This is a genomic window from Pseudomonas sp. DrBHI1 (genome assembly GCF_002205115.1).
GTDB classification, from domain to species: Bacteria; Pseudomonadota; Gammaproteobacteria; order Pseudomonadales; family Pseudomonadaceae; genus Aquipseudomonas; species Aquipseudomonas mosselii.
The window spans coordinates 38,694-54,783 of sequence record NZ_NIBE01000029.1 but is presented as its reverse complement, the minus strand read 5'-3'; the positions used below and the strand labels follow the sequence as shown (position 1 = coordinate 54,783).

16 protein-coding genes are annotated in these 16,090 nt (G+C 64.3%); 6 read left to right on the top strand and 10 right to left on the bottom strand.

Features of this window, described 5'->3' with window-relative positions; genetic code table 11:
* Nucleotides 1-75 precede the first annotated feature (75 nt).
* The 3 genes from CC207_RS04835 to CC207_RS04825 form a co-directional block, all read right to left on the bottom strand.
* Nucleotides 76-846 carry a MetQ/NlpA family ABC transporter substrate-binding protein gene (locus CC207_RS04835; RefSeq protein ID WP_088851673.1) on the bottom strand — a complete coding sequence of 257 codons (771 nt, stop codon included), beginning with the start codon at nucleotides 844-846 and terminating at the stop codon, nucleotides 76-78.
* Between the two features lie 64 nt (nucleotides 847-910).
* Entirely contained in the window at nucleotides 911-1,582 is a 672-nt protein-coding gene (locus CC207_RS04830) for a methionine ABC transporter permease (RefSeq protein ID WP_028688685.1), read from the bottom strand.
* Entirely contained in the window at nucleotides 1,582-2,589 is a 1,008-nt protein-coding gene (locus CC207_RS04825; protein ID WP_088851672.1) for a methionine ABC transporter ATP-binding protein, read from the bottom strand. Before CC207_RS04825 ends, CC207_RS04830 begins: the two co-directional genes overlap by 1 nt.
* 223 nt (nucleotides 2,590-2,812) lie before the next feature.
* Between CC207_RS04825 and katE the strand changes: the two genes are divergently transcribed.
* Nucleotides 2,813-4,957, top strand: coding sequence for a catalase HPII (gene katE, locus CC207_RS04820; RefSeq protein ID WP_088851671.1), 2,145 nt, complete (start codon nucleotides 2,813-2,815; stop codon nucleotides 4,955-4,957).
* A 93-nt stretch (nucleotides 4,958-5,050) separates the two neighbouring features.
* On the opposite strand, the gene CC207_RS04815 is transcribed toward katE, so the two are convergent.
* The 4 genes from CC207_RS04815 to zur all read right to left on the bottom strand — a co-directional run bounded on the left by CC207_RS04815 (nucleotide 5,051) and on the right by zur (nucleotide 7,918).
* Entirely contained in the window at nucleotides 5,051-5,758 is a 708-nt protein-coding gene (locus CC207_RS04815) for a PA5502 family lipoprotein (protein WP_088851670.1), read from the bottom strand.
* Nucleotides 5,759-5,887: 129 nt separating this feature from the next.
* Nucleotides 5,888-6,670, bottom strand: coding sequence for a zinc ABC transporter permease subunit ZnuB (gene znuB, locus CC207_RS04810; protein ID WP_088851669.1), 783 nt, complete (start codon nucleotides 6,668-6,670; stop codon nucleotides 5,888-5,890).
* The gene (gene znuC, locus CC207_RS04805) at nucleotides 6,663-7,436 is read right to left on the bottom strand and encodes a zinc ABC transporter ATP-binding protein ZnuC (RefSeq protein WP_088851668.1); all 774 of its coding nucleotides are present in this window, start codon (nucleotides 7,434-7,436) and stop codon (nucleotides 6,663-6,665) included. The genes znuB and znuC overlap by 8 nt, the downstream gene beginning before the upstream one ends.
* Nucleotides 7,433-7,918 (bottom strand): zinc uptake transcriptional repressor Zur, encoded by a 486-nt coding sequence (gene zur / locus CC207_RS04800; RefSeq protein ID WP_028688679.1) that lies wholly within the window; start codon nucleotides 7,916-7,918, stop codon nucleotides 7,433-7,435. The genes znuC and zur overlap by 4 nt, the downstream gene beginning before the upstream one ends.
* 18 nt (nucleotides 7,919-7,936) lie before the next feature.
* Here zur and CC207_RS04795 point away from each other — a divergent pair, with 18 nt between their 5' ends.
* Nucleotides 7,937-8,893: a zinc ABC transporter substrate-binding protein gene (locus tag CC207_RS04795; RefSeq protein WP_051555603.1), complete on the top strand. Its 957-nt coding sequence runs from the start codon at nucleotides 7,937-7,939 to the stop codon at nucleotides 8,891-8,893.
* A 78-nt stretch (nucleotides 8,894-8,971) separates the two neighbouring features.
* Here the strand turns inward: CC207_RS04795 and CC207_RS04790 are convergent, their stop codons facing one another.
* Complete coding sequence (locus tag CC207_RS04790; RefSeq protein WP_028688677.1) at nucleotides 8,972-9,922, bottom strand: homoserine kinase; 951 nt, start codon at nucleotides 9,920-9,922, stop codon at nucleotides 8,972-8,974.
* A gap of 71 nt (nucleotides 9,923-9,993) precedes the next feature.
* Nucleotides 9,994-10,281, bottom strand: coding sequence for a DUF2782 domain-containing protein (locus CC207_RS04785; protein ID WP_028688676.1), 288 nt, complete (start codon nucleotides 10,279-10,281; stop codon nucleotides 9,994-9,996).
* 74 nt (nucleotides 10,282-10,355) lie between these two features.
* On the opposite strand from CC207_RS04785, the gene polA reads away from it, so the two are divergent.
* On the top strand, nucleotides 10,356-13,106 hold the full coding sequence (gene polA, locus CC207_RS04780; RefSeq protein ID WP_088851667.1) for a DNA polymerase I: 2,751 nt from the start codon (nucleotides 10,356-10,358) through the stop codon (nucleotides 13,104-13,106).
* A gap of 382 nt (nucleotides 13,107-13,488) precedes the next feature.
* On the opposite strand, the gene yihA is transcribed toward polA, so the two are convergent.
* Nucleotides 13,489-14,121 carry a ribosome biogenesis GTP-binding protein YihA/YsxC gene (gene yihA, locus CC207_RS04775; RefSeq protein ID WP_028688674.1) on the bottom strand — a complete coding sequence of 211 codons (633 nt, stop codon included), beginning with the start codon at nucleotides 14,119-14,121 and terminating at the stop codon, nucleotides 13,489-13,491.
* Nucleotides 14,122-14,329: 208 nt separating this feature from the next.
* On the opposite strand from yihA, the gene CC207_RS04770 reads away from it, so the two are divergent.
* The 3 genes from CC207_RS04770 (at nucleotide 14,330) to dsbA (ending at nucleotide 16,082) form a co-directional block, all read left to right on the top strand.
* Entirely contained in the window at nucleotides 14,330-14,632 is a 303-nt protein-coding gene (locus tag CC207_RS04770) for a cytochrome c5 family protein (protein WP_028688673.1), read from the top strand.
* Between the two features lie 31 nt (nucleotides 14,633-14,663).
* Nucleotides 14,664-15,281 carry a cytochrome c gene (locus CC207_RS04765; protein WP_028688672.1) on the top strand — a complete coding sequence of 206 codons (618 nt, stop codon included), beginning with the start codon at nucleotides 14,664-14,666 and terminating at the stop codon, nucleotides 15,279-15,281.
* A gap of 165 nt (nucleotides 15,282-15,446) precedes the next feature.
* Nucleotides 15,447-16,082, top strand: coding sequence for a thiol:disulfide interchange protein DsbA (gene dsbA, locus CC207_RS04760; RefSeq protein WP_062359983.1), 636 nt, complete (start codon nucleotides 15,447-15,449; stop codon nucleotides 16,080-16,082).
* The last annotated feature ends 8 nt before the right edge of the window (nucleotides 16,083-16,090 follow it).

Below are 16,090 nucleotides of genomic sequence, written 5' to 3'. Positions count from 1 at the left end.
GGGCTGGCCCCGCGATTGGTGTTCGTTCCTCGGGCCTGCCGCGATGGGCCGCAAAGCGGCCCCGGGGATGTCAGCTTAGAACGCCGGAATCACCGCGCCCTTGTACTTCTCGGTGATGAACTGCTTCACCTCAGGCGAATGCAGGGCCGCAGCCAGCTTCTTCATGGCATCGGCGTCCTTGTTGTCCGGACGCGCCACCAGGATGTTCACGTAAGGCGAATCGCTGCCTTCGATCACCAGGGCGTCCTTCTCCGGATTCAGCTTGGCTTCCAGCGCATAGTTGGTGTTGATCAGCGCCAGGTCGACCTGGGTCAGCACGCGCGGGATGGTGGCCGCTTCCAGCTCGCGGAATTTCAGCTTCTGGTCGTTGCCGGTGATGTCCTTCACGGTCGACAGGATGTTCTTGCTGTCCTTGAGCTTGATCACGCCAGCCTTGTCCAGCAGCAGCAGGGCACGGCCGCCGTTGGTGGCGTCGTTGGGGATGACCACGGTGGCGCCGGATGGCAGTTCGTCGAGCTTCTTGTACTTGCTCGAGTAGGCGCCCAGCGGCTCCAGGTGCACGCCGGCAACGCTGACCAGCTGGGTGCCCTTGGCCTTGTTGAACTCATCCAGGTAAGGCTGGTGCTGGAAGAAGTTGGCGTCCAGGCGCTTTTCCGCGACCTGCACGTTCGGCTGGATGTAGTCGGTGAACTCCTTGACCTTCAGCTCCACGCCCTCCTTCGCCAGCTGCGGCTTGACGAAGTTGAGGATCTCGGCGTGCGGCACCGGGGTGGCGGCGACGGTCAGGGTCTCGGCGTGGGCCGAGAAGGCCGCGACGGCGGCGACAACAGCAAGCAGCTTCTTCATTGATCACTCCTTGTGAGGGCCGCGACGGCCCCCGAACGGGTCGGCCGGGCCGACCCCATTGGGGTTACTTACGGGAAAAATGCACGACCAGCTTGTCGCCGATCATCTGTAGCACCTGGACCAGGATCACCAGCAGTACCACGGTGACGATCATCACGTCGGTCTGGAAGCGCTGGTAGCCGAAGCGGATCGACAGGTCGCCCAGGCCACCGGCACCGACCACGCCGGCCATGGCGGTGTAGGACACCAGGGTGATGGCCGTTACGGTGATAGCGGCGATGATGCCCGGCATGGCTTCAGGGAGCACTGCCTTGAAGATGATCTGGCGGGTGGTGGCGCCCATCGACTGGGTGGCCTCGATGATGCCGCGATCCACTTCACGCAGGGCCGTCTCGACCAGGCGTGCGAAGAACGGCGTCGTGCCGACCACCAGCGGCGGAATCGCGCCCGCGACACCCAGCGAGGTACCGGTGATCAGTACCGTGATCGGGATCATCACGATCAGCAGGATGATGAATGGCACCGAGCGCACGATGTTGACGATGGTCGCCAGCACTGCGTAGATCTTCTTGTGCTCGAACATCTGCCGAGGGCTGAACAGGAACAGCACGACGCCCAGCGGCAGGCCGAGCAGGATGATGAAGGCCAGTGAGATGAACAGCATGACCATGGTGTCGTTGGTCGCTTGCCAGATCTCGACCCAGTCGACGTTGGCGAAATAGCTGAGGATGTCCATCAGCGCAGTACCTCCATATGTACATCAGCTGCAGTGAAGCGGGCGAATGCCGCGTCCATGTCTCCGCCGATCAAGGCGAGGGTCAGCTGGCCATAGGGAATGTCCTTGATGCGGTCGATGCGTCCGGCCAGGATGCTGTAGTCGACACCGGTTTCGCGGGCCACGGTGCCCAGCAGAGGCGCGTAGGTGGCGCAACCCTGGAATGTCAGGCGCACGATACGGCCCGGCACATGGGCGAAGTCGTCGCGTTGCTCGTTCTCGTCGATCTGCTCGTCCTCCTGGACGAAGCGCCGGGTGGTGGCGTGCTGCGGGTGCAGGAACACTTCAGCCACCGGGCCTTGCTCGACGATCTGCCCGGCGTCCATCACCGCCACGCGGTCGCAGACCCGGCGGATCACGTCCATCTCGTGGGTGATCAGTACGATGGTCAGTTTCAGCTCGCGGTTGATCTCGGCCAGCAGTTGCAGCACCGAGGCGGTGGTCTGCGGGTCGAGGGCGCTGGTGGCCTCGTCGCACAGCAGGATCTTCGGGTTGGTGGACAGGGCGCGGGCGATGCCGACGCGTTGTTTCTGCCCGCCCGACAGCTGCGCCGGGTACTTCTTCGCATGCTCGGACAGGCCAACACGGGCCAGCAGCTCGGTGACGCGCTTGTCGATCTCGCCACGCGACAGCTCGCCGGCCAGCACCAGCGGCAGGGCGACGTTGTCGGCGACGGTCTTGGACGCCAGCAGGTTGAAGTGCTGGAAGATCATACCGACCTGCTGGCGGAAGCGGCGCAGCTGGTTGGCGTCGAAGGCGGTGACGTCTTCGCCGTCGACCAGGATCTTGCCGCCGGACGGCTCCTCGAGGCGGTTGATCAGACGCAGCATGGTGCTCTTGCCGGCACCGGAGTGGCCGATCAGGCCGAACACCTGGCCATCTTCGATGGTCAGGCTGGTCGGGTTCAGGGCCGGGATATCCCTACCGGCGACGCGGTAGGTCTTGTGGACATTTTGAAACTCGATCACTGAGCGAACCTTGTGGGGCGCATGGAATTTGGGTCAGCGGTTAGCCGGGGTCGCGCATTTTAGCCTTTTCCCCTGCCTGTTCTTAGCATTAATTTCGCAATGCTCCAATCCAATCGGCATATCGCGACGGTCGGCAATCCGATTGAACGCATCCGACGGCGGCCCAGTCACTAATTGAACAAGCCCGAATGGGCAGCCTGATGACTGATGAGGAGAGCCGAAGATGCCCAGCAAGACGCCCCAGGCGCCACAGCCCAGCCCTGTCGCCGGCACCGACACCCCGGACAAGGCCAACACCAACGCCAAGCTGCAGAGCCTGGAGGCTTTTCGCAGCGACGCCAGCGGCCAGGCGCTGCGCACCAACCAGGGGGTGAAGGTCGCCGACAACCAGAACAGTCTCAAGGCCGGTGTCCGCGGGCCTTCGCTGCTCGAAGACTTCATCATGCGCGAGAAGATCACCCACTTCGATCATGAGCGCATACCCGAGCGTATCGTCCATGCCCGCGGGACCGGCGCCCATGGATACTTCCAAAGCTACGGCTGCCATGCCGAACTGACCAAGGCCGGTTTCCTGCAAGATCCCGAGAAAATAACCCCGGTGTTTGTACGCTTTTCCACCGTGCAGGGCCCACGTGGCTCGGGTGACACGGTGCGAGACGTGCGCGGCTTTGCGGTGAAGTTCTACACCGATGAGGGCAATTTCGATCTGGTCGGCAACAACATGCCGGTGTTCTTCATCCAGGACGCGATCAAGTTTCCCGACTTCGTCCACGCGGTCAAACCCGAACCGCACAACGAGATACCCACCGGTGGCTCTGCCCACGATACCTTCTGGGACTTCGTATCGCTGGTGCCGGAATCCGCGCACATGGTCATGTGGGCCATGTCCGACCGCGCCATCCCGCGCAGCCTGCGGATGATGGAAGGCTTTGGCGTGCATACCTTCCGGTTGATCAATGCCCAAGGCGTGGCCAGCTTCGTCAAGTTCCACTGGAAGCCGCGCCAGGGCGTGCACTCGGTGCTGTGGGACGAAGCCCAGAAGCTTGCAGGCAAGGACACCGACTACCACCGCCGCGACCTGTGGGAAGCGATCGAGACCGGTCATTACCCGGAATGGGAACTGGGCGTGCAGATCGTGCCGGAGGCCGACGAGCACAAGTTCGACTTCGACCTGCTCGACCCGACCAAGCTCATCCCCGAGGAGCTGGTGCCGGTGACGCCGCTGGGCAAGATGGTGCTCGACCGCAACCCGGACAACTTCTTCGCCGAAGTGGAGCAGATTGCCTTCTGCCCGGGGCATATCGTGCCGGGCATCGATTTCAGCAATGATCCCTTGCTGCAGGGCCGGTTGTTCTCGTACACCGACACCCAGATAAGCCGCCTGGGCGGACCGAACTTCCACGAGATCCCGATCAACCGCCCTGTCGCGCCCAATCACAGCAGCCAGCGCGATGCCATGCACCGCATGACCATCGACAAGGGGCGGGCCTCCTACGAGCCTAACTCGATCGATGGCGGTTGGCCGAAGGAAACGCCGGCTGCCGCGCAGGATGGCGGTTTCGAGAGTTACCAGGAACGTATCGATGCGAACAAGATCCGCCAGCGCAGCGAGTCGTTCGGCGACCATTTCTCCCAGGCGCGGCTGTTCTTCCAGAGCATGAGCCCCACCGAGCAGCAGCACATCATCAAGGCCTACAGCTTCGAGCTGGGCAAGGTCGAGCGCGAGGCGATCCGGGCGCGGGAGGTGAACGAGATTCTGGCCAACATCGATCTCAAGTTGGCGGCAGCGGTGGCGGCCAACCTCGGGCTGCCGGCGCCGAAGGCCGGCACGGTCAAGGTCAAGGGCAGCAAGCCGGCGCAGTCAAAGGCCTTGAGCCAGATGAACCACCTCGGGGACATCGGCATCAGTGGGCGCAAGATTGCCATCCTGGTGGCTGATGGCGTGGATGACGCGAGTGTCGACAAGGTGGTCAAGGCGCTGGAGGCGCAAAGTGCGCGCCCCATGCTGCTCGGGCCGACTTCGGCACCAGTGAAGACTGCCGATGGCAAGCAGCTGCCGGTGGATGCGTCGATGGAGGGCATGCCGTCGGTGATGTTCGACGGCGTGTGGGTGCCGGCGGGCAAGGTGTCGTTGGAGGCGCTGGAAAACAGTGGCGTGGCCAAGCATTTTTTGCTCGAGGCCTACAAGCATCTGAAGCCCATGGGCGTAGCCAGTGAGGGCAAGCTCCTGCTGAACAAGCTGGGGCTCAAGGAAGATGCGGGGCTGTTGCTGGGCGATGACCCGAAGGTGCTCGAGGCGTTTTTCAAGGCAGTCGAGGGGCACCGGGTGTGGGCGCGGGAGGCGGCTGCCGAAGTTGTTCCGGCATAGTCGGGGGCTGCTATGAAGCCCATCGCCGGCAAGCCGGCTTCCACAGGGATCATGTGTGGGAGCCGGCTTGCCGGCGATGGGGCCCTGTCAGGTTTATTGCTGGTGGGGAATCAACACCACCTGCGCCGGCAATGAGCGCTGGATCTCATGCTTTTGCTCAAGCTCGAAACCCCTGTCGAGCTTGCGCACGCGCTTCTCCAGCAGGGTCTTGAGCCACGGCGCGTCCTGGGTTCGCGGGACCTGGAACACCACCTCGCACTGGTAATTCACTACATCGGCGGCAATGTCATCCAACTGGCGGCGCATCGCCCGACTGTCGGTGGTCTTCAGCGCCACCACGGTGCTGGGCGCGGTCGGGTCGATGACCCGGGCCCTGGGCTTGGACTCGGCCGCCTTCAGCGCTGCCTCGGCCTTTTCCAGCTCGGCCTTGCGCGCCTGGGCCATGGCATCGCCGCCGGTCAGGGCCGGTGCCTGGGGCATCAGCGCCCGGGCGCGGGCCAGCGCGGTGGCGGCGGCATTCACGTCGCCTTTTTGCAGGACGATGCGGCTGCGTTGCAGGTAGGCCTCGGCCAGCTGGCGCTGGTGCGGCTCGAGGCGCGCATCGCCCGGTGCCTGGGCCTGCAGCGCTGCCAGCTGGTCTTCGGCGGTGGCCAGTTCGTTGCTGGCAATGCTTTGTTCCAGCTGGTGCCAGGCATCCGGCTGGGCAGGCGCGACCGGCTGCTCGACCGGCTTGCTGGAGCAGGCGGCCAGGAACAGGGAAAACGCGGCAACAAGCAGATAACGTGAGGCGAACGGCTTCATTCCTGCGACTCTCTATTTGCGCAAAAAGCGAGCAAGTCTACACCCAGGTGCGCACGCTCGAAAACGGGTCTTGTGTGACCTGCAAGCGATGAAAAGGTTGCAGGACGCGTCAGCGTGCGCCCTGGAATCTCAGCGTTTCGGCAACGCCAAGCTCAGCAAGAATAGCACCGCCGCACAGACCACGATCGAAGGCCCAGCCGGGGTGTCCTTGAACCAGGACAGCGCCAGGCCGCCGCAGACCGCGGTAACCCCCAGCAGGCTTGCGCCCACGGCCATCTGTTCCGGTGAGCGGGCGTGACGCTGTGCCGCGGCGGCCGGGATGATCAGCAGCGAGGTGATCAGCAGCACGCCCACGATCTTCATCGCCACCGCGATCACCACGGCGATCAGCAGCATCAGCGCCAAGCGCAGGCCGGCCACCGGCAGGCCCTCGACCATCGCCAGTTCCTCGTGCACGGTGACCGCCAGCAGCGGCCGCCAGAGCATCGCCAGCAGCACCAGCACCAGCGCGCTGCCGCCGAGTATCCAGGCCAGGTCGGTGGGGCTGATTGCCAGCAGGTCGCCGAACAGGTAGGCCATCAGGTCGATCCGCACATCGTGCATGAAGCTCAGCACCACCAGGCCCAGCGACAGGGTGCTGGGCGCGAGGATCCCGAGCAGGGTGTCCGAGGCCAGTGGCTGGCGCTGTTGCAGGGTCACCAGCAGGATCGCCAGCAACAGGCAGCCGACGGTCACCGCCAACGCCGGGCTGACGTCCAGGGCGAAGCCCAGCGCCACGCCGAGCAGCGCGGCGTGGGACAGGGTGTCGCCGAAGTAGGCCATGCGCCGCCAGACCACGAAGGAGCCCAGCGGGCCGGCGACGAGCGCCAGCGACAGGCCGGCAAGCAGGGCGTAGAGAAGAAAATCAGCCATGCTTGCAGTGCTCTCCGTGGACATGGGCGCCGGGGGCGATCACCGAGCCGTGCAGGTCGTGGCTGTGATCGTGATGGTGGTGGTAGATGGCCAGGCTCGGCGCGTTCTGGCCGAACAGCTCGACGAAGGCCGGGTCGTTGCTGACCTGCTCCGGGTGGCCCGAGCAGCACACATGGCGGTTGAGGCAGACCACCTGATCGGTGGCGCTCATCACCAGGTGCAGGTCGTGGGAGACCATCAGCACGCCGCAGCCATGGCGGTCGCGCAGGCGGGTGATCAGGTTGTACAGCTCGGTCTGGCCGACCACGTCGACGCCCTGCACCGGTTCATCCAGCACCAGCAGCTCGGGTTCGCGCAGCAGGGCACGGGCCAGCAGCACGCGCTGCATCTCGCCGCCGGAGATGGTCTGGATCGGGTTGTCGATCACCTGCTCGGCGCCGACTTCCTGCAGCGCTGCCAAGGCTGCCGCGCGGTCTACCCCGGGAACCAGGCGCAGGAAGCGCAGCACCGACAGCGGCAGCGTGGCGTCTACCTGGATCTTCTGCGGCATGTAGCCGATGCGCAGTTTCGGCTTGCGCCACACCGTGCCGCGGTGCGGCTTGAGCAGGCCGAGCACGGCGCGCACCAGGGTGGTCTTGCCGGCGCCGTTGGGGCCGATCAGAGTGACGATCTGCCCGGGCGCGACGGCCAGATCGATGTTGTCGAGCACCGCCTCGCCGCCGAAGCTGACGCCGACCTGCTCAAGGCGGATCAGGGCGTCGCTCATGCCTTGCCCCGGCAGTTGCCGCACAACCCGACCACTTCGACCGTCTGCGTCTCGACGGCGAAGCCCACGGCCTTGGCGCTGCTGACGATGGCGTCGCTGATGCTGTTCTGCTCCAGCTCGATGGCCACATGGCAGGCGCGGCAGATCAGGAACTGGCCCTGGTGCGCATGCTCGGGGTGGCTGCAGCCGATGAAGGCGTTGAGCGAGGCGATGCGGTGCACCAGGCCGTTCTCCAGCAGGAAGTCCAGCGCCCGGTAGACGGTGGGCGGCGCGGCGCGACGGCCGTCCTGCTCGCTGAGCACGGCGAGGATGTCGTAGGCGCCCAGCGGCTTGTGGCTCTGCCACACCAGCTCCAGCACGCGACGGCGCAGGGCGGTCAGGCGCAGGCCCTGACGGTTGCACAGCGCGTCGGCCTCGGCCAGCGCACTGTGGACGCAGTGGGAATGATCGTGGGGACGGTGGGCCAGCGGCGTGATGGACATGGGCAGCGACGGTTCAGGATGGAGACGTTATTATGTTACCTGTTTCTGACGACCCGAGTATCCACCGTGTCCCGATTCCTTGCCCTCTTTGTCGCTTTCATCGCTTTTTCGGCCCACGCCGACGTGCGCGTGCTGACCAGCATCAAGCCCCTTCAGCAGATCGCCGCCGCCGTCCAGGACGGTGTCGGCAGCCCCGACGTGTTGCTGCCGCCGGGGGCGTCTCCGCACAACTACGCGCTACGCCCCTCCGATGTACGCAAGGTCGCCGATGCCGACCTGCTGTACTGGATCGGCCCGGACATGGAAGGCTTCCTGCCCCGTGTGCTGAAGAGCCGCGCCAAGCCGACCGTGGCCGTGCAGTCGCTGTCGGGTATGCAGTTGCGTCACTTCGGCGAGGATAGCCACTCCCACGACGAGGAGGACCACGACGATCACGATCACGACCACCGTCCGGGCAGCCTCGATGCGCACCTGTGGCTGTCGTCGGTGAATGCCCGGGTGATCGCGGCGAAGATGGCCGGCGACCTGGCGGCAGCGGATCCGGCTAATGCGGCGCGCTACCAGGCCAACCTCAAGCTGTTCGTCGAGCGCATGGATGCCCTGGATGGGCGGATCAAACAGCGGGTAGCGGGGATCGCCGGCAAGCCGTACTTCGTGTTCCACGAAGCCTTCGACTACTTCGAGGCCGCTTATGGCCTGAAGCACGCCGGCGTGTTCAGCGTCGCCTCGGAAGTGCAGCCGGGCGCGCAGCACGTCGCCGCCATGCGCAAGCGCCTGCAGGCAGTGGGCAAGACTTGTGTGTTCAGCGAGCCGCCGCTGCGCCCGCGCCTGGCCGAGACGCTGACGGCCGGGTTGCCGGTGCGCCTGGCGGAGCTGGATGCGTTGGGGGGCAGCGATACAGTGGATGCCAGGGGCTATGAGCGCTTGCTGGAGAAGCTGGGCAGCGACCTGACCGGCTGTCTGGAACAGCTGTAGGAGCAGCCGCGAAGCAGGCGCCAGGTTGTGTGGCACCCGCTTCGTGGCCAATCATCGATAACTTGAACGAGCTGCCCTTTAAAGCGCGAACGGCAGCTTCAGCGCCACCTGCTGACGCTGCGCCAGGCGCACTTCGAATTCGCTCGGATCATGGATCATCACGTCCATTCCGGCGAAGGCCTGCGCCGCGATCAGGCGCGACAGCCAGAAGCGCACGCAGGCCACCCGCAGCATCACCGGCCACAGCTCGGCCTCGGCGGCGGTGAACGGCCGCAGCGCCGCATAGGCGCCCAGCAGGGCCTGGGCGCGCGGCAGGTCGATACCGCCCTGCTCGTCCAGGCACCAGTCGTTCACGGTGATGGCAATGTCATACAGCATCGGCCCGGAGCAGGCGTTGTAGAAGTCGATCAGCCCGGTCAGGTGGGTGCCTTCGAACATCACGTTGTCGCGGAACAGGTCGGCGTGCAGGTTGGCCTTGGGCAGGGCGAGGATCTGCACCTTGTGCGCGGTGATTTCCGCCAGTGCCGGCTGCAGCAGCCCGGCCTGTTCCCGGTTCAGGCCCGGCAGCAATTCGGCGCCCGATTCCAGCATCCAGTCCAGGCCACGGTCGGTGCGGCGCTCGATGATGCGCTCGCGGGTGGCCAGGTGGATATGCGCCAACAGCTCGCCGACCTGGGCGCAGTGCTGGTTGTTCGGGGCCTTGATGTGCTTGCCCGACAGCCGTGGCTGCAGCAGCGCCGGCTTGCCGCACAGCTCGCGCAGGCCGTTGCCGTCGTGGTCGCGCAGGGCATAGGGCACCGGCATGTCGGCAGCGTGCAGCACGTCGAGCAGCTCGATGAAGAACGGCATGTCCTCAGCCGGCCCGCGCTCGATCAGTGTGAGGACGAACTCCCCTTTTTCCAGGCTGACGAAGAAGTTGCTGTTCTCGGTACCGGCGGCGATACCCTGGAAGTCGAGCAGGCGACCCAGCTCGTACGGCGCCAGAAAGGTTTCCAGCTCAGGCCGGGACACAGGGGTGAAGACTGACATGTTGAAGAATTGCCCATGCGGGCACTTCCGCCGGAAGTGCCTGGTTGATAAGAACGATACGCGTTACTAGCTTACCACTCGAAGATCTTCCAGGACGGAATCAGCATGTCCGGCTGGTCGGAACGAATGAAATTGCCTTCGGAGCCATCGGCGCGTACCAGGAAATAAGGCTTGCCGTTCTTCGGCGTGACCTTGATCGCATACAGGAAGCCGTTTTGACGGTACTCCTGGATGGTCTTGTCGCCTTCTGTGCGAATGGTTACATCGGGATCGGCCGATGGGGCTTCGTCCGCCGCCTGGGTGACGACTGGCATGGTGACCAGCAGACCGAGCAGTAACAGGCGAATGGGTGTGCGCATGATAACCTAGTCCTTTTGTCGTCATTGATCTGGCTATTCTAGCGCCGGACCCGTCGAAAAGGTTGATTCTCCTCATGAGCCAAGCGCCCCTCGTCCTGGTGGACGGTTCGTCCTACCTCTACCGCGCCTTTCACGCGCTGCCGCCGCTGACCACCTCCAAGGGCATGCCCACCGGCGCGGTCAAGGGCGTGCTGAACATGCTCAAGAGCCTGCGCAAGCAGTACCCGGACAGCCTGTTCGCGGTGGTTTTCGACGCCAAGGGCGGGACCTTCCGTGACGCCATGTTCGCCGAGTACAAGGCCAACCGCCCAAGCATGCCCGACGACCTGCGGGTGCAGGTCGAGCCGCTGCACGCCAGCGTCCGCGCCCTCGGCTACCCGCTGTTGTGCGTCGAAGGCGTGGAGGCCGACGACGTCATCGGCACCCTGGCGCGCAGCAGCGCCGCCGCCGGCCGTCCGGTGATCATCTCGACCGGCGACAAGGACATGGCCCAGCTGGTGGACGGCCACGTCACCCTGGTCAACACCATGACCGGCAGCGTGCTGGACATCGCCGGCGTGCACGAGAAGTTCGGCGTAGGTCCCGAGCACATCATCGATTTTCTCGCCCTGATGGGTGACAAGGTCGACAATATCCCCGGCGTGCCGGGCGTTGGCGAGAAGACCGCGGTCGGCCTGCTGACCGGTATCGGCGGCGGCCTGCGCGACCTGTACGACAACCTCGACAAGGTGCCGGCCCTGACCATCCGTGGCGCCAAGACCCTGCCGGCCAAGCTGGAGGAGCACCGCGACGCGGCCTTCCTGTCCTACGAGCTGGCGACCATCAAGTGCGATGTCGAGCTGGATGTCGAAGTGGACGCCCTGGTCTGCGGCGAGCCGGACCGCGAGGCGCTGCTGGCGCTGTATACCGAGATGGAGTTCAAGAGCTGGGTGGCCGAGGTTCAGCGTAGCGCGCCCCAGGCCGGTGGCAGCGTTGCTGCCGACGTTGAGCCAGTGGTCGAGAGGGTCGAGCCGAAGTACGAGACCATCCTCGACCAGGCGCGTTTCGACGCCTGGCTGGAGAAACTGCGCCAGGCGCCGCTGTTCGCCTTCGACACCGAGACCACCGGCCTCGACGCGCAGCAGGCGCAACTGGTCGGCCTGTCATTCGCCGTCGAACCCCACGAGGCCGCCTACGTACCGTTGGCACACGATTACGAAGGCGCCCCCGCCCAGCTCGACCGTGACGCCGTGCTGCTGGCCCTGAAGCCCCTGCTGGAAGACCCGGCCAAGGGCAAGATCGGCCAGAACGCCAAGTACGACATCAACATCCTGGCCAACGGCAGCCCGGCCATCCTGATGCGCGGCGTGGCCTACGACACCATGCTCGAGTCCTATGTGCTCGACTCCACCGCCACCCGTCACGACATGGACAGCCTGGCGCAGAAGTACCTGGACCACACCACCATCAGCTTCGAGGACATCGCCGGCAAGGGCGCCAAGCAACTGACCTTCAACCAGATCCCCCTGGAAAAGGCCGGCCCCTACGCGGCCGAGGACGCCGACATCACCCTGCGTCTGCATCACGCGTTGCAGGCGCGCCTGGCCAGGACGCCGAGCGTGCTGCCGGTGCTGATGGACATCGAGATGCCGCTGGTGCCGGTGCTGGCGAAGATCGAGCGCCAGGGCGCGCTGGTCGACGCCGCGCTGCTTGGCGTGCAGAGCGGCGAGCTGGGGGCGAAGCTGGTGGAGCTTGAGCGTGAGGCGTACGCCCTGGCCGGCGAGGCGTTCAACCTGGGCTCGCCCAAGCAACTGAGCGCGATTCTCTACGACAAGCTGGGCATGCCCGTGCTGAGCAAGACCGCCAAGGGCCAGCCGTCCACCGCCGAGGCGGTCCTGGATGACCTGGCCGAGCAGGGCTACCCGCTGCCCAAGGTACTGATGCAGTACCGCAGCCTGAGCAAGCTCAAGAGCACCTACACCGACAAGCTGCCGGGGCAGATCAACCCGCGCACCGGGCGCATCCACACCTCCTATCAGCAGGCCGTGGCCGCCACCGGCCGGCTGTCGTCCAGCGACCCGAACCTGCAGAACATCCCGGTACGCACCGCCGAAGGCCGGCGCATTCGCCAGGCCTTCGTCGCCAGCCCCGGCTACAAACTGCTGGCGGCGGACTATTCGCAGATCGAGCTGCGCATCATGGCTCATCTGGCCAAGGACGAAGGCCTGCTGCATGCCTTCCGCAACGACCTGGACGTGCACCGCGCCACCGCCGCCGAGGTGTTCGGCGTGGCCCTGGCGGACGTCACCAGCGACCAGCGCCGTAGCGCCAAGGCGATCAACTTCGGCCTGATCTATGGCATGAGCGCGTTCGGCCTGGCCAAGCAGATCGGGGTCGATCGCAAGCAGTCCCAGGACTACATCGACCGCTACTTCACCCGTTACCCCGGCGTGCTCGCCTATATGGAGCGCACCCGCGCCCAGGCCGCCGAGCAAGGCTTCGTCGAGACCCTGTTCGGCCGCCGCCTGTACCTGCCGGACATCAACGCCAAGAACCCGGCCCTGCGTAAAGGCGCCGAGCGCACCGCGATCAACGCCCCGATGCAGGGCACCGCGGCGGACATCATCAAGCGCGCGATGGTAGCGGTGGACAACTGGCTGACCGACAGCAAGCTGGATGCGCGAGTGATCCTGCAGGTGCACGACGAACTGGTGCTTGAGGTGCGCGAGGACCTGGTCGAGCAGGTGAAAGATGAAATTCGTGGCTATATGAGTGGTGCTGCGGATCTCGACGTGCCGCTGCTGGTGGAAGTGGGTGTCGGCTCGAATTGGGACGAAGCTCACTAAACCCCGCGTGAAAGCTGTGTAGGATCTGCGGCGTGGTGTCGCGGATCCGGTGCTGGCCTCGGGCCTTAGATCAGGAGTTTCATGAAACTATCGCAAATAGTTTCGAGGGGCTCGGAACTAAACCGGTGAACCGCCACTCAGAGGTACTGAATGGCTGGTGAAGCCTTTCGATGCTCCTATGTTGTGTTAAGTGTTGGCAGATATCTGGACCCCGCCCTAGCGGTCCGGACTTGGACCCCGAACTTCCCCCTCCCCATACGAAGTCCGGGGTTTTTTTTGCCCGGAATTCGGCCTGAAGCCTGGGAAATCCGTGGGAGCGGGCGTGCCCCGCGATCGACTGATCGCGGGGCACGCCCGCTCCCACGTAAGTATCCCTTGGCCTTCAGACAGCTGGCTTGTCTTCCAGCTCCATCCAGTCCGCCAGCACCCGGTAGGCCTCTTCCAGCCCCTGGCGCTTGGGCGCCGAGAACAGCTGGATGGTCGCCGCATCGCCCCAGCCCTTGCGGATTTCCGCCTGCACCTTGAGCAAGGTGTTCTTGCCGGCGCCGTGAGTCAGCTTGTCGGCCTTGGTCAGCAGGATGTGCATGGGCATGCCGCTGGCCTTGGCCCAATCGAGCATCATCTTGTCGAAGTCGGTCATCGGGTGGCGGGTGTCCATCATCAGGATCACTCCGCGCAGGCACTCGCGGCTGCCCAGGTAGGCTTCCAGGTGTTTCTGCCAGTGCTGCTTGAGCGGAATCGGCACTTTTGCATAACCGTAGCCCGGCAGGTCGACCAAACGCCGTTCATCGTCCAGACTGAAGAAATTCAGCAGTTGGGTGCGCCCGGGGGTCTTCGAGGTGCGCGCCAGGCTGGCGTGGGTCAGGGTGTTGAGGGCGCTGGATTTACCGGCGTTGGAACGGCCGGCGAAAGCCACCTCGTAACCCTGGTCTTCGGGGCATTGTTCGACCTTGGCGGCGCTGAGGGCGAATTTGGCTTTCTGGCAGAGGCCGAGGATGGGGTTCTTGACTTGCATGGGATTTCCGATGTGGGTGTTGCCCAGCGCTGGAGGCGTAGGACCAGGCCTGGCAAGCGGTGTCGTTTCCGTTTGGCTGGCGGAAGTATATAATGCCCCAGTTTTTGTGTGCTCATTCGCCCAGCGAAGGCAATTGAGCATGGGGTGTCGAACAATAGCTCGCGCAACAGAACGCAGCGCGGCCCCCAACCCTGTCAGGTCGTTTCGCATGGCGAAATGGCTGCTTGCTGTCGGTATGTTCCTGCCGTTTTTCAGCGCACAGGCTACACAGGATCCCGAGGCGTTGTACAACCGCACGTGCGCGGCCTGTCACGCCGGACAACTGCCCCAGGCACCCCAAAGCGGTGACCGGGCGGCCTGGGAGCCAAGGCTGGCGCGAGGCATGGAGCAACTGGTGGCACATGTTACACAGGGTTTCAAGGCTATGCCGCCGCGTGGATTGTGCATGGACTGCAGTGCCGAGGACTACCGTTTGGTCATCCTTTGGATGAGCGGCAGTCCCGATACATAACATTTCACCCTTAGCCGTGTTGGATTAGCTGATGAACAAACTATTCGTGAGTCTGCTGTTGACCATGGGGGTCGCAGGTGCGGCAACTGCTGCGGGCCCCATCAAAGGCGATGCTGCTGCCGGTCAGGCCAAAACAGCTGTCTGTGGGGCCTGCCACAACCCTGACGGCAACAGCCTGGCACCGAACTTCCCGAAACTCGCCGGCCAAGGTGAGCCCTACCTGAACAAGCAGTTGCATGACATCAAGGACGGCAAGCGTACCGTGCTGGAGATGACCGGCATGCTGGCCAACTTCAACGACCAGGACCTGGCCGATATCGCCGCCTACTTCGCCAGCCAGAAAGGCAGCGTTGGTGCCGCCGATCCGAAACTGGTCGAGCGTGGCCGTGCCCTGTTCAATGGCGGCAACCTCGAGAAAGGCATGCCCGCCTGCACCGGCTGTCACTCGCCCAACGGCGCGGGCATCGCCCTGGCGAAATTCCCGCACCTGAGCGGCCAGCACGCGCAGTACGTCAGCAAGCAGCTGACCGACTTCCGCGAAGGCAACCGCACCAACGACGGCGACGCCATGACCATGCGCACCATCGCCGGCAAGCTGAGCAACAAGGACATCGAAGCGCTGTCCAGCTACATTCAAGGCCTGCACTGACATACGCGTTAACACTCGGTTAATGCACCAGCGCTAAAGATGAAAAGGGCAGCCCAGGCTGCCCTTTTTTCTGTCCATAGCCGTTACACTACAGAACTCGAGCCCTATCCGGCCTGTCCTACACGGGTCGCGTCGAGGCGACCAAAGACTGCTCAGGAGTAAAGCATGCGTAAACTGATTCTCAGCGCCGCGCTGGTCGCCGCCAGCGTATTCGGTATGGCCGCCGTGCAGGCCGCGGAGCCTGCAACCGCCGGCAAGGAATATATCGAGCTGAGCAACCCGGTGCCTGTTTCGGTACCCGGCAAGATCGAAGTCGTCGAGCTGTTCTGGTACGGCTGCCCGCACTGCTACCACTTCGAACCGGTCATCAATCCCTGGATCGACAAGCTGCCCAAGGATGTCAATTTCAAGCGCGTACCGGCCATGTTCGGCGGCCCATGGGATGCCCATGGCCAGATGTTCCTGACCCTGGAAGCCATGGGTGTGGAGCACAACGTCCACAACGCGGTATTCGATGCCATCCAGAACAAGCGCATGCGTCTTACCAAGCCTGAAGAAATGGCTGACTTCCTGGCCACCCAGGGCGTGGACAAGGACAAGTTCCTCGCCACCTTCAATTCCTTCGCCATCAAGGGCCAGGTCAACCAGGCCAAGGAGCTGGCCAAGAAGTACGAGATCACTGGCGTACCGAGCATGGTCGTCAACGGTAAATACCGCTTCGACCTGGGCACCGCCCAAGGTCCGGAAGGCGTGCTGAACGTCGCCGACCAACTGATCGCCAAGGAGCGCGCCGCTAAGTAAGCGGCGAT

What these genes read in the sequence shown, in the direction of transcription:
- CC207_RS04835 (WP_088851673.1), bottom strand. Translation starts at nt 846, where the DNA reads ATGAAGAAGCTGCTTGCTGTTGTCGCCGCCGTCGCGGCCTTCTCGGCC.
- CC207_RS04830 (WP_028688685.1), bottom strand. Translation starts at nt 1,582, where the DNA reads ATGGACATCCTCAGCTATTTCGCCAACGTCGACTGGGTCGAGATCTGG.
- katE (WP_088851671.1), top strand. Translation starts at nt 2,813, where the DNA reads ATGCCCAGCAAGACGCCCCAGGCGCCACAGCCCAGCCCTGTCGCCGGC.
- CC207_RS04815 (WP_088851670.1), bottom strand. Translation starts at nt 5,758, where the DNA reads ATGAAGCCGTTCGCCTCACGTTATCTGCTTGTTGCCGCGTTTTCCCTG.
- znuB (WP_088851669.1), bottom strand. Translation starts at nt 6,670, where the DNA reads ATGGCTGATTTTCTTCTCTACGCCCTGCTTGCCGGCCTGTCGCTGGCG.
- znuC (WP_088851668.1), bottom strand. Translation starts at nt 7,436, where the DNA reads ATGAGCGACGCCCTGATCCGCCTTGAGCAGGTCGGCGTCAGCTTCGGC.
- zur (WP_028688679.1), bottom strand. Translation starts at nt 7,918, where the DNA reads ATGTCCATCACGCCGCTGGCCCACCGTCCCCACGATCATTCCCACTGC.
- CC207_RS04795 (WP_051555603.1), top strand. Translation starts at nt 7,937, where the DNA reads ATGGAGACGTTATTATGTTACCTGTTTCTGACGACCCGAGTATCCACC.
- CC207_RS04790 (WP_028688677.1), bottom strand. Translation starts at nt 9,922, where the DNA reads ATGTCAGTCTTCACCCCTGTGTCCCGGCCTGAGCTGGAAACCTTTCTG.
- CC207_RS04785 (WP_028688676.1), bottom strand. Translation starts at nt 10,281, where the DNA reads ATGCGCACACCCATTCGCCTGTTACTGCTCGGTCTGCTGGTCACCATG.
- polA (WP_088851667.1), top strand. Translation starts at nt 10,356, where the DNA reads ATGAGCCAAGCGCCCCTCGTCCTGGTGGACGGTTCGTCCTACCTCTAC.
- yihA (WP_028688674.1), bottom strand. Translation starts at nt 14,121, where the DNA reads ATGCAAGTCAAGAACCCCATCCTCGGCCTCTGCCAGAAAGCCAAATTC.
- CC207_RS04770 (WP_028688673.1), top strand. Translation starts at nt 14,330, where the DNA reads ATGGCGAAATGGCTGCTTGCTGTCGGTATGTTCCTGCCGTTTTTCAGC.
- CC207_RS04765 (WP_028688672.1), top strand. Translation starts at nt 14,664, where the DNA reads ATGAACAAACTATTCGTGAGTCTGCTGTTGACCATGGGGGTCGCAGGT.
- dsbA (WP_062359983.1), top strand. Translation starts at nt 15,447, where the DNA reads ATGCGTAAACTGATTCTCAGCGCCGCGCTGGTCGCCGCCAGCGTATTC.